The sequence below is a fragment of the Vreelandella hamiltonii genome (assembly GCF_014651795.1).
Lineage (GTDB): Bacteria > Pseudomonadota > Gammaproteobacteria > Pseudomonadales > Halomonadaceae > Vreelandella > Vreelandella hamiltonii.
In genome coordinates this window covers 1-11,158 of record NZ_BMXO01000026.1, presented here as the reverse complement: position 1 = coordinate 11,158, position 11,158 = coordinate 1, and the positions used below count along the sequence as shown (strand labels likewise).

Here is an 11,158-nt window from a genome sequence, read left to right as displayed (position 1 = left end):
AGGCGGCTGGCAACACGCTATGAGCGACTGGCGAGAAACTACCAGTCGCTACTCAACCTTGTATCCGCCGTCATATGGCTGGCCTAATTGTTAACGCTCCCTAGTTCCTCAGCGACTCGTGCGCCCACAACAGCAAAAGTTTCTCGCCGATCAAAACGGGATAAATGTCTACCCTCTTGGAGTTGCAACTCAATAGCCGCCGCCATACCGCCCGTGGTACCAACTAAGGAGGCATTAACTTCATTCCCTGCGTAGCTGATGCTACCGGAGGTATGGCTGAGCGGCGCGACCACGGTAATATCCGGCAATGCCGATTGCATTGCCTGGGTGTCTAAATGAGCCGGCACTTGCCGCTGATCTCTCCTCTCGGATGGAAACGTGACAATCAACGTATCCGTGCCCATATGGCGGAAGGTGCGCATCGCTTCCTCGGCAGCGCTCCCACCGATGATCAGCAGAGCAATGATCGACCCGCTACCCACCATGATGCCAAGCAGCGCTAACAGCGAGCGCCTGCCCGACACATTCAGATTGTCGATAGATTCGACCAACACCTGCACAAAGGTAATGTGGCCAGATTTATCATGCATGTTTGTGGTCTCCAATGGCCACGACTTCATGCATTTCTCCCTGATGGATTTCCAGTTGCCGGTCGAAGTGTCTTGACATGGTGGTATCGTGTGTCACCAAGATCAGTGTGACGGATTGCTCGCGATTCAACGTAAGCAACCGGTTCAGAATATCGGCAGCAGTCTGGTTATCGAGATTGCCAGTAGGTTCATCGGCCAGGATAAGCGAGGGGGAACCGACCAAGGCGCGGGCGATTGCCACTCGTTGGCACTGCCCGCCGGAAAGCTCCGATGGGCGATGTGTGGCACGGTCTGCCAAACCGACCTTTTGGAGTTGCTCCATAGCATATTGGCGTGCTTGGTGTCGCGATACACCACGATACGACAGCGGTAAGGCGACATTTTCCCATGCCGTCAGGCGTGGTAATAAATTGAAAGATTGGAAGACGAACCCTATTTCATTGTTGCGAATCGATGCCAACTCGTCCGTACTGGCATTTTGCACATCGCGACCTGAAAAGTGAAACGTACCTGATGAAGGGCGGCCAAGTAGACCAAGAACATTAAGTAGAGTGCTCTTACCAGACCCTGAAGCTCCCAGGATAACGCACGACTGACCTTGCCATATATCCAGTGTAATATGCTTCAATACGTGTAAAGCCTGATCTCCCGCCTGATAGTGGTGGCCGACATTTCTCAATGAAATCAACGCTGTTGTGTCACGCATCATACTTTCCCAAACTTCTTCCGAACATGACATGTTGAGCGTAAAAAAACAGACAAAGGAAAACGCCACTATCATTGGCGTTTCCCCGCAGGCTATGCCTACTCTTCTCCATTATCTCATGATGAAATCAACCGACCATTCATGGGTTGTTAAATTGGTCGAAGTGATATTGGCGGTACATATGGCACCACCGCTACCATTTGCGTTCTCGTTCCATTGAGGAATCATGACACCGCCCATGGGAATTTTGACGTAGCTGGTATCGAAACGGCATTCTTTACTGCCAATACGATAACGTACTGTAGCGTAGTTGGCATCTGGGCTGATAAGGCTTTGTACCATATAGATATCACTTCCACCGCCATTAACCGTTGCGTCTGGCTTTGGCGATGCATTGGCGTAGGTGCTAGATTCATTCGCATTTACGATGGTGTAGGTTGCGTCCTCACTCGCCTCATTTTTGAAAGTAACGGTTACCGGCGGCCCCGCATAGGCGGTGCTTGCCGCCAGCGATCCAATCAATACCAGCCCTGCAACAAAGGTTTTCGATGTTTGCATGTCATATCTCCTTATGACGTTTTAGGGAGTACTTCCCTTACTTGCTTTCAGGCCCATGGGTATTGAGCCGATCCAGCACTGCGAAAAGGTTGAATGGATCTGGGGTTTGCGCAGCCTTGGGGCGGTGATCGGTATCGTCGTCGACCCGCTGCTGAAGATTTTCTGTATAGCCGACCGGATATTGTGCTTGCTCAATCGGGGGCAATGATTCGTAATAAGCTAGAACTTCCGAATAGAAGTTAGTCATTTTTCCTGTGCTATTATATTCTGCTATGGCCTTAGCGACCACTTCCCTTTTCCAGGCTTGTCTTTGTTCAGCGGCCTCATAATATGCTGCACGGCGTTCATTGACAGTATAGGCGCCGCTATCATCATAGATAATCAGTGTTAGTTGATCATTTGATAGACCGGCAAAGGGGTTGGGCGTTGCACGGCTGCTATTTGCCGTGTTGACGAAGTCGGTGGCCTGCTTGGCGCGAGCCAGCAGCGCGGGATCGTCGGTATTGGGCACTTCGCTGTCGTGGCGTGCCTTGTTGGCCGTGTAGTTCGGCCCGAGAATCTGTCCTAGCAGTTCCTCGGCCCTGACACCCAGCTCTTTGCGGCTCAGGGCGTTGTCACGCTCTTCTGCACGTAGGGCGCTATCGCTTAGTTGCTGAGCCAAGGTGGAAAGCTGACTGGAAGGCGACGACGAGCCACTAGCCGACGATGAGGCCTTGGTGTATTCGGTCGTGCTGGCGGCTGGCGTAACCCGGTTGCTGTTGCCTGCAATGGGTTGGCCGACCTGGGGGTGTGGAGTACCGGTAATGGGGGTCATGAGAACGCTCTCCTTAGCCTCTCTTACTTGTGTTGGATATCTTCAGCAGATCGAATAGCCGCGATAGCAGGCTTTGCTCTGTTTTTCTCGCCTCACTCTTGCCGAAGAAGCCCTCCAGCAGCCGTTCATTGAGGTCTTGCTTTGTGGTTTGGAACGATGCCAGTGCCTCCTTGAACTGATCTTCTTCGGTCGATGCTTCCGAAACACTGGGCCTATGCAGCGTGACTTCATCCGCTGTATGAAGAATGTAGTTGTTTTCTAACCTGACATAGCTGGAGAACTTGGAACCCAGCTCCGCTACCTCATTACCTCCGGAGGAAAATTGGGTTACCATTTGTTCCAAAAAATCATGATTACTGCTTAGGTTAAAACCCTGCCCGGGGTCCAGTCTCCACCTTATAAAACCTTGATCCAAACGTGTTGAACTTAACGCACTCCCCGACAGGATTCTTTCAGCAGTAGTGGCATCTTTTTCAGTAAAGCTCACCGTTTGTTTTCGACCTTGAAGGTCGTATGAGCTCTCATTAAAGCTCCCTCGCATAGAGCCATCGTCATATTTACGATAACGCCCTAAATCTTTAGCCAGTTGATCCACATACCGTAGGTCCACACCCTCCTCATACGCCAACTCATACATTTCTGAAATAAGGGATCGATCACTCTCCGTCAAGAAATGCTGAGGCAGCATGCCCATATATTCGCCATTCGTACGAATATTCGGCAGCACTGGCGGCTCTCCGCTTTCTGAGGAAAACAGTCGAGAAGCCATAATAGCACGACCACTAAGGGTAACCGTGCTGCTTTCTTGTGCTTGCTTATCGCCTCTTACATTAACTTCTGTGCTTTGAGTGAGGCTGACATCTTTGCCAGCCTCATGCTTTACAGAAGCCAGTGTGGCATTTGCGATATAGCTACTTCCCACACCATGGATGCCCATCTTTCCACCATTTAGTATTGGAAATTAAAAACCACACTATCATTTCCAGCATTTTCTATTTGTCTAGGAAGTGTTCCGGTGGCACTTTCTGCTTCATAGACAAACTCAACCTTGGAACCGATATCAAAGCGCTGACCACTAAAGAACGTAGTGCTCCCCGAAGAATTAGGAGTTACGGCCACACACCCGACAGGACTGCTTAAATTGGGGAGGAAATAACAAAGATCGACACTCAACCCAATGGCATCGGGATACCACGTCGTTTGCCACTCAATACTAGTAAGCTCTTTTCTTGGCAAAGTAGTACCTGGAGGGAAATCAGCTCTAGCCGGATGATGGAAGGATTGATTTATGCCACCGCCGCCACTAAGTACTAGCATTCTCCCAGGGTTACTTTCTGTTGAAACAGAAGCCTCACTTGATTGTCCGTGGGCAACACCCCCCAATGTCAGAAGGAAAAAACCAACAGCTAGATAAGCACCAATTTCCTTTTTCACTTCAGCTCTCCTACTTAGCGGCATGAGACGTTGGGTGGTGTTCACCCAGTTTTTCAGCCAAGCCTGCCCTGCATCGGCAGCACTACCAGCTGTGGTACAAGCAATTCACATACACAGATGGCTAGTCGGCTGTTTTTAGCGGCCATCTAAGAAGGACTATCGGCAGGGAGAGGCAAGGCTTTAGGCCGGAGATACATTTTTTCGTCACACTTTCGTCTTGCTGACCAGCGTACAGGGCACCGCCGAGCTGCTCGGCTACGCGAAGTGGTTGATCGACGAACGAGACCCGGCAGGACGTGTCAAGGTCAGTGAAAGTTGGCCGCATTGGGATTGCGCTCGCTATCCTTTTCACGGTTCACCCCGAAGAAGGTTTCCATGATGCATTCGTTTAACCTCATACAACCTCCCACGCATTCGCGGAAGCGTCTGTCCTACTAACGCTCTTCCGCGTCTCGCTCTTCCGCGTCTTTCTGCTCAAGGTTACGCAGCGCCATCTCCAGCAGGCTTAAGCCATCTTCGTTTTCAAGCACTGCTCTGATGTCGATGCTGCGCAGCACACTCCCCTCTTCATCGCCCATCACGACAAAAAAGCTGTCCAGCGATGCTTTTACTCCATTCGTGTAGGCGGGTAACTCCGGAAGCTCCTCATTATTAGCTGGAAATAGCTTGTTTTCTTCGGGAGCTGATACACCGCGCCAGGCTCTTTCCGCCTCCGTCATGCCGGAGATCAATTTGGCGTCTACCTGCCTGGCCATGTGAGCCAGGGAGGCGCCAGCGTAGTCACCTTCCGCTGCATATGTTTCGCGGTACAATTCACGCGCCTGATTTCTGAAGTGAGTATCGTTCTCCGTCATCTGCAGAAACGCCAAATAGCGCTCTGCTGAGGTAAAGTCTCCAGAATCATCAAAGGCGATTTTGGAGAGGGAGTGCCTGTCCAGTTCGGCGAAAGGGTTTTCGGAGGATGCGTGGGGAAACGGCTCGTCGGTATTATAAAATTTCGACATCAGGTGATTGGCCGCCTGCTCTGCGATAGAAAGCCGGTTTTTGTCCAAGCTGTCCGGTCGCTTGAGCAGTATCTCCGCTCCCTTGCCCATTTCCTGGAGCTGTTCATGCATTTTTTCTAGAAAAGCGTCGAACTCGGCGGGAGAGACGGTTGCCGCGCTTTCCTTCAAGAGGATTTTTGACATCTCCATCGCCATAGGGGAGAGCGTGACCACGGCGCTTTTTTCGTCACTCCGCGCCAGGGGAAGGCTACCGCCTACCCCGGATGAGTTCACTAGCAGAGGAGAGTCACCGGCCTGCAATCCAGTATAGCTCCCATTATTTATGTAGTGGCCGCCTATGGTGCCGCGCCCTAGCACCTTTTCGTTATAATGGTTGTTGGCGTTCAAGAGGCTGCTGGCATAGGTAGAAGAGTATATTCCCATGACTTATCTCCGTTTATAAGACGAATAGTACGGCCAGCTGGCCAGCGCTCTAAGGAGGTGCTCCATCGGCTAGCACATGAAGAGAGCCAGTGCGCGAGCTTTTGAACACTGCCTACCAAGGGATATCGGCACAATGTGAAAAGACTTTAGGAAACGCTGAAGTGCACCCTTCTAAGCTGCACAAATTCCACTGCATCTGCCTGATCGCCACCGAGGGGGTAGAATCTGACCAACCCGACACCGTCTGATAGAGACATCCGATGCAAACAAATACTTACACGTCCAGGCACGACGCGGGCCAAGCTACCTGTTCATCAGCCATGACCTGGCCGTGGTACGTGCCATGGCGCATCGGGTGATGGTGCTCAAGGATGGCGAGGTGGTGGAGCATGGCGATTGCGAACGCATCCTTGCGTCTCCCCAGCATCCCTATACTCAGGCCCTGGTTGCCGCGGCAGGCTTGGCTACAACCTCATCATGAGCCCTCCGCATCCCCATCGCCGCCAAGTCGCCTGGCCTTGGCGGCATCTTCGAGTTCCTGGAGCAGCATCGCCAGCTTCAGCTCCTCCGGTAGCTCGAACTTTTCGTCTTCCCGCCCTGACAGTTGCTTGGCCAGTTCGGAAAATTCGAGATGAACGCCCTGGTTATCTCCCTTTTCAGCGACACGACCCAGGTCCTGTTGTGCGAAGACCTGCGAAGAAACCGTTTCACCAGTAACGGGGGAAGCATTGGCAATAGCAGCGACCAATTTCATTGCGCCAATCGCCATATGTCGGGTTGCGGGCGAATCCGTGTAGTTTGGCAAGTTCTGCCGTTGATATTCCAACTGATTATATTTTACATCATGATTGATCTGCTTCCCTGCGGAGTTGAATTCAACCGGTCCATCACTGATGACGGTAACGCCCAGTGGAGTTTCCAAGCCTGCCTCACGGAGCCGGCGAGCCATGGTAGACATTTCACGAATGCTGGCATCCTTGACATTGAGATCCTTTACGATATCCATGAAGGTATCGTAATCCTCTTGGCTCAGCACTCCCCCCAGAACACCTTGCGGCCCGGTCTCCCGACCAACCTTAACGGTGAAGTCCTCGTAAGTCTTTGGATCAAGCAACGGACCACGATTGATACCCGCATTCAAGTTGCTGAGCAGTGATGCAATGGCAGAGTCATTTGAGATCATGAGATTTCTCTCTATAGTGGCACGCCATTGAGAGTCCATTCTCAATGGCTCCTTGCCTCAGGGAAAGATACTGATAGTCGGAATAGTACCAGTCATGGCCCAGGTGCGTACCGTATTATCTCCAATATTTCTAATTCTATAGCGATGTTCACCGGTAGCCGTTGGGCTAAATGTACGTGTCACGCTTCTCGCATTCATACTTGTGGTGACAGAAACAACCTGCCAAGAACCACCTGTGTTTCTTTCAATTATGTGTTCTAAGAAATGCCGAGGATTATTTCCGGAGCGGTCTTCGAATGTAAAACGGTAAGTAGCGACACATCTTACATTAAAGGTATAAACTGTATCATATTGTTGTGGCGCTACGTATCCTCCGCTACTGCTAACATTCATGGAGCCACATGATTGTGCCGACGCAGAACTCACAGTGAGCATCAATAGCAAAAATACGAATAAACTAGCATATGCCTTTTTCATAATCATAACTTAACTCTCCTTTAGAGCAGATGCAAAAATGTGGTTTTGGATTGCTCCCTACACACCAGTTATCGGCAGGGCGAAAAAAAATTGAGCATTTTTTTTATTTTATTCATAGCCTGACAAGCCCCTGCGGCAGTCCGAAGACCTCTATACCTCTGGGCGTAGCCTGTCCAATTTCGATCTTGATACGCCGGGGTACGTCCTGTAGCGAAGCGCGATATTCGATGTAGGTATCGTTTTCTTCGTGACGAATTACCTCAGGAGGCACCACCATGGCGCCTTCGCTCCTATAGGTAGTGATANGATGTCCACCTCTTCGGCCCGAGCGGCAATATGTATCCGCTCAGTGCTCGCCAAAGTAAACAGCGGCTGCCCCTGGCTGACACGGGTGCCATTCTGTACCGGCTCACTCTCCACCTCACCACTCTGGCTGAGTGGCGGCATCACAACACCGGAAAAGGGAGCCCGCAGAGTGCGCCCCTCGCGCTGTACCAACAGAGCTTCATGGCGAGCCGCAGCATTCTCAAGCTCCATCTCGGCGATGCGCCGATTATCTCCCCGCCCCTGATCAAGGGTAGAGGCCAACTCCGCCTCTGCGAGTTAAGCTCAAGTCTGGTGTATGGGAGGAGATAGGAAGGGTGGCGTATCCTGTTGATTGATCACGACCAAGATCTCAACCAACAGAGTGGATACGCCATGACCGATTCTACCCTCCGGGCTCTTTCACAACCAGAACCCCAGGTCGCTGACCCGCTGCACGAGCTGCTGCGCCAAGGCGCCCGTGACTTGATTGCCAAGGCTTTCGAGGCCGAACTGGCTACCTTCTTGGCGCAGTATGCCGATCATCGGCTCGACGATGGCCGCCAGGCCGTGGTCCGCAACGGGTACCTGCCCGAGCGTACGGTCCAGACTGGCATCGGGGATGTCAGCGTGCAGGTGCCCAAGGTGCGAGACCGCAGCGGTGGAGGCGCTCGCTTTAATAGCAGCCTGCTGCCCTCCTACCTGAAGCGGGCCCGCAGCATCGAGGAGCTGATCCCCTGGCTCTACCTGAAGGGAATCTCCACCGGCGACTACCAGGAAGCCCTGGCGGCGCTGTTGGGCGACCAGGCCAAGGGCCTGTCGGCCAACACCGTGTCACGGCTTAAGAAGCAGTGGGAGGACGAGCATGCCGAGTGGCGAAAGCGAGACCTGGCCGACCGTCGCTACGTCTACTGGTGGGCCGACGGGGTGTACAGCAACGTGCGCATGGATGACCGCCTGTGCCTGCTGGTGATCATCGGGGTCACCGAGTAGGGCCGCAAGGAGCTGGTGGCCGTCGAGGACGGCTTCCGCGAGTCGGCGGACAGCTGGGAAACGCTGCTGACGGGGCTGCGAGAGCGTGGTCTGACCCAGGCTCCCACGCTGGCGGTGGGCGACGGTGCCATGGGGTTCTGGGCGGCCTTGAGCAAGATCTACCCAGAGACCGACCATCAGCGCTGCTGGGTCCACAAGACCGCTAACGTGCTGAACAAGCTGCCGAAGTCGGTACAGCCCAAGGTCAAGGCCGACCTCCATGACATCTGGATGGCCGAGACCCGCTTTGATGCGTACAAGGCCTTCGATCGCACGCTGAAACGCTTCGAGGCCAAGTACCCCAAGGCGATGGCCTGCCTGGCCAAGGATCGGGACGAGCTGCTGGCGTTCTACGACTACCCGGCAGAGCACTGGGTGCATATCCGCACCACTAACCCGATCGAGTCGACCTTCGCCACGGTGCGCCTGCGGAGCAAGCGGAGCCGGAACTGCGGCTCCCGAGCGACGACCCTGGCGATGGTCTTCAAGCTGCTCCAGAGCGCCGAGAAGCGCTGGAAGCGCATCAAGGGGTTCAGCAAGCTGGAACTGGTCGTGAACAACGTCCGGTTTCAGGATGGAGAGCAGGTAACCGATCAGTCAGACAGGACTGTCGCCTGACCGCCATCCACCAGATTTGACTATAACTCGTGTGGTAACCCTGTTGGGCGAAGCGCTGAGCAGCTTGTACGGCATCATGGGCACGGCGGCCCGGACGGAAGCCGTAGCTGTGCTCGCTAAAAGTAGGATCGATCAGCGGTTGTAGAACTTGCAGCAGTGCCTGTTGGATAAGACGGTCAGTCACGGTGGGTATCCCCAGTTCTCGTTCGCTTCCATCTGGCTTCGGAATAGCCACTCGGCGGACAGGCTGAGGATAATATCGACTTGCAAGAAGCTGCTGTCGAATATCGGGCCAGGCCCACCTTAGGTGCTCGGCGGTCTGAGCAATATCCAGACCATCGATGCCTGCTGCTCCCTTGTTGGCACGCACGCGCTTCCATGCACGTAGCATGTTCTCTCTTGCGAAGGCCCGCTCAAGCAGACCTTGCCCTGCGTCCTCCGACACTTGTCGCGGGAGGCCAGTTTCATCGCTGGAGCAGGACGACAAGGCTTCACCTTGGCATGCCTTCTCCCGCCCCGCAGTCGCGGGCATCTGATGCATTACTGATCTCATCGACAAGACGTTTGACGCTCCTTCTCGTTCAGCCCTTTGCTCCAAAAAAAAAGACGAGGAGCTACTACGGCCTCTGCCGACTTCTCGCTCCGTGGGGTCACGTTGCCCTTTCAGGCATAAGGCGAGATCTCCCCGGGTAAGGACACACTCCTTCACCGCACAACCGCCGGATATACGCTACGTCGCCTTGGCCACAAGAGCTTCGCGGCTTCTTGCCCGCTCGCCCTGCTCGGCAGCGCCTCCTATCCGGTTCTTGTTCATCGGCTCGCGGTTTACGCTCCACGCTTCCTTCCCACGGTTGGTCACCCTTCCGCAGTTGCGCTTCGCTTCGTTCGCTGTGGCCAGCTTACGGGAGGACTTGCACCTCCAGGAGTGCGCCCGTGCCGGGCGCACAAGAGAGCCCAGGCGTGAGGCCTGGGCTACAAATTGTCATTTCATGGCAGCGCCGGTTTTTCTGTATGCCTACCTGTATGCCTAACCAAATTTATCGCCGCAAAATATTGATTAATAAAGACAATTCAAGTCTCCCCATCCGCACCAATCACAACTTGTCGTGTGGTACTCTTTACCACTAGCGCAAGATCAAGAATTCGGTAGCGCCATGCTAACCGAATTTTTTGTTTCTAGCCCTCTATTATTGATTGCTGCTGGCATGCAGTTCATCTTCCGCTATCTTTGCAGTTGACTCATGATGGCAATTGAGAAGGATCTCAACCTATGCAATGGCTCAATGATCACGCTCAAGCTATTTCTGCCGTGGCCAGCGTGTGCACTCTGTTCGTCTGGCTTTTCTACGCGCTGCTGCTCTACAACGGTTACGTTCGTCAACGACGACCCCGCATCATCGTCAATCGTGGCAAGGGAGTAGGCACCGACGCGCTTTGCCTGATCAGCAACATGAGCAGCGAAGCAATTTATATCCAGCATCTCGTGGCGGTGCTTCATACCCCTGAAGGCGCCTACCCTTTGGATATCGTCGAGTATCAGCAGCAAAGTGGCGAGGAAAACGAAGCCTGCTATCGCACCCATCAAGGCCCCTTGCCCTCTGGCGACTACCTGCATATTCAAACGTTTGGCTCGATCGCCCAGCAACTGACGCGCTACTGGAAATTGGATGACGCATTACTGCGCGAGCAGACGCTGACGTTGGAGATACGCGTCATCGCCATTTATGGCTCGGAGGATATGCCAGTAGGGGCTGCCCGACGCGCCCACCTCTCGCTCTAGGCAGAGCCAACACGTCAGTTGGTGCCGCTTCACCTGGATACGCAGCACATGAACAGTCGCCGTGACCGTCAACGCGTTGTAGAGTGGGCAAAAGAGATTGAGCTGCACAAAGCGCAATGAGGCACTCGATCGTTGACGTCCTCCCCGCCCTAAAGGACGGGGATTCCAACTTCTTGAGGGCAACGTCCTGCCCCGAGGCTGAGGATATTCCGGGCCGCATTCACGTCCCGGTCGTG

Annotated in this window: 11 protein-coding genes and 3 pseudogenes; 3 read left to right on the top strand and 11 right to left on the bottom strand. The window is 53.6% G+C overall.

What is annotated here, in order from left to right; all coding sequences use genetic code 11:
* Positions 1–83: 83 nt before the first annotated feature.
* The 7 genes from IE061_RS17830 to IE061_RS17800 all read right to left on the bottom strand — a co-directional run bounded on the left by IE061_RS17830 (position 84) and on the right by IE061_RS17800 (position 5,529).
* Positions 84–590 carry an ABC transporter permease gene (locus IE061_RS17830; protein ID WP_193462207.1) on the bottom strand — a complete coding sequence of 169 codons (507 nt, stop codon included), beginning with the start codon at positions 588–590 and terminating at the stop codon, positions 84–86.
* Positions 583–1,371, bottom strand: a complete 789-nt coding sequence (locus tag IE061_RS17825; protein ID WP_229800901.1) for an ABC transporter ATP-binding protein — start codon at positions 1,369–1,371, stop codon at positions 583–585. Before IE061_RS17825 ends, IE061_RS17830 begins: the two co-directional genes overlap by 8 nt.
* A gap of 36 nt (positions 1,372–1,407) precedes the next feature.
* Positions 1,408–1,854 carry a hypothetical protein gene (locus IE061_RS17820; protein WP_189464298.1) on the bottom strand — a complete coding sequence of 149 codons (447 nt, stop codon included), beginning with the start codon at positions 1,852–1,854 and terminating at the stop codon, positions 1,408–1,410.
* A 37-nt stretch (positions 1,855–1,891) separates the two neighbouring features.
* Positions 1,892–2,668, bottom strand: a complete 777-nt coding sequence (locus IE061_RS17815) for a hypothetical protein (RefSeq protein ID WP_189464299.1) — start codon at positions 2,666–2,668, stop codon at positions 1,892–1,894.
* Positions 2,669–2,681: 13 nt separating this feature from the next.
* A complete protein-coding gene (locus IE061_RS17810; protein ID WP_189464300.1) occupies positions 2,682–3,605 on the bottom strand; it encodes a hypothetical protein in 924 nt (307 codons plus the stop codon).
* An 11-nt stretch (positions 3,606–3,616) separates the two neighbouring features.
* Positions 3,617–4,102 (bottom strand): hypothetical protein, encoded by a 486-nt coding sequence (locus IE061_RS17805; protein ID WP_189464301.1) that lies wholly within the window; start codon positions 4,100–4,102, stop codon positions 3,617–3,619.
* A gap of 434 nt (positions 4,103–4,536) precedes the next feature.
* Positions 4,537–5,529 carry a hypothetical protein gene (locus tag IE061_RS17800; protein ID WP_189464302.1) on the bottom strand — a complete coding sequence of 331 codons (993 nt, stop codon included), beginning with the start codon at positions 5,527–5,529 and terminating at the stop codon, positions 4,537–4,539.
* Between the two features lie 280 nt (positions 5,530–5,809).
* On the opposite strand from IE061_RS17800, the pseudogene IE061_RS18145 reads away from it, so the two are divergent.
* Positions 5,810–6,010, top strand: a pseudogene (locus IE061_RS18145) (microcin ABC transporter ATP-binding protein); the annotation flags it as partial.
* Here the strand turns inward: IE061_RS18145 and IE061_RS17795 are convergent.
* The 3 genes from IE061_RS17795 to IE061_RS18335 form a co-directional block, all read right to left on the bottom strand.
* Complete coding sequence (locus IE061_RS17795; protein WP_189464322.1) at positions 6,005–6,751, bottom strand: hypothetical protein; 747 nt, start codon at positions 6,749–6,751, stop codon at positions 6,005–6,007. The pseudogene IE061_RS18145 and the gene IE061_RS17795 sit on opposite strands and share 6 nt — an antisense overlap.
* Positions 6,752–6,769: 18 nt before the next feature.
* Positions 6,770–7,195, bottom strand: coding sequence for a hypothetical protein (locus IE061_RS17790; RefSeq protein WP_189464323.1), 426 nt, complete (start codon positions 7,193–7,195; stop codon positions 6,770–6,772).
* Positions 7,196–7,444: 249 nt separating this feature from the next.
* Positions 7,445–7,726 carry an HlyD family efflux transporter periplasmic adaptor subunit gene (locus tag IE061_RS18335; protein ID WP_373295004.1) on the bottom strand — a complete coding sequence of 94 codons (282 nt, stop codon included), beginning with the start codon at positions 7,724–7,726 and terminating at the stop codon, positions 7,445–7,447.
* A gap of 162 nt (positions 7,727–7,888) precedes the next feature.
* Here IE061_RS18335 and IE061_RS17785 point away from each other — a divergent pair.
* A pseudogene (locus IE061_RS17785) lies at positions 7,889–9,142 on the top strand (IS256 family transposase).
* Here IE061_RS17785 and IE061_RS17780 read toward each other — a convergent pair.
* Positions 9,057–9,533: a reverse transcriptase domain-containing protein gene (locus tag IE061_RS17780; RefSeq protein ID WP_229800855.1), complete on the bottom strand. Its 477-nt coding sequence runs from the start codon at positions 9,531–9,533 to the stop codon at positions 9,057–9,059. The pseudogene IE061_RS17785 and the gene IE061_RS17780 overlap by 86 nt on opposite strands.
* Positions 9,534–10,412: 879 nt before the next feature.
* Here IE061_RS17780 and IE061_RS17775 point away from each other — a divergent pair.
* Positions 10,413–11,042, top strand: a pseudogene (locus IE061_RS17775) (hypothetical protein).
* The last annotated feature ends 116 nt before the right edge of the window (positions 11,043–11,158 follow it).

Bases quoted from the DNA above. Each gene is read 5' to 3' on its own strand.
- IE061_RS17830 (WP_193462207.1), bottom strand. From the start codon at position 590: ATGCATGATAAATCTGGCCACATTACCTTTGTGCAGGTGTTGGTCGAA.
- IE061_RS17820 (WP_189464298.1), bottom strand. From the start codon at position 1,854: ATGCAAACATCGAAAACCTTTGTTGCAGGGCTGGTATTGATTGGATCG.
- IE061_RS17815 (WP_189464299.1), bottom strand. From the start codon at position 2,668: ATGACCCCCATTACCGGTACTCCACACCCCCAGGTCGGCCAACCCATT.
- IE061_RS17790 (WP_189464323.1), bottom strand. From the start codon at position 7,195: ATGATTATGAAAAAGGCATATGCTAGTTTATTCGTATTTTTGCTATTG.
- IE061_RS17780 (WP_229800855.1), bottom strand. From the start codon at position 9,533: ATGCTACGTGCATGGAAGCGCGTGCGTGCCAACAAGGGAGCAGCAGGC.
- IE061_RS17795 (WP_189464322.1), bottom strand. From the start codon at position 6,751: ATGGACTCTCAATGGCGTGCCACTATAGAGAGAAATCTCATGATCTCA.
- IE061_RS17810 (WP_189464300.1), bottom strand. From the start codon at position 3,605: ATGGGCATCCATGGTGTGGGAAGTAGCTATATCGCAAATGCCACACTG.
- IE061_RS17800 (WP_189464302.1), bottom strand. From the start codon at position 5,529: ATGGGAATATACTCTTCTACCTATGCCAGCAGCCTCTTGAACGCCAAC.
- IE061_RS17825 (WP_229800901.1), bottom strand. From the start codon at position 1,371: ATGATAGTGGCGTTTTCCTTTGTCTGTTTTTTTACGCTCAACATGTCA.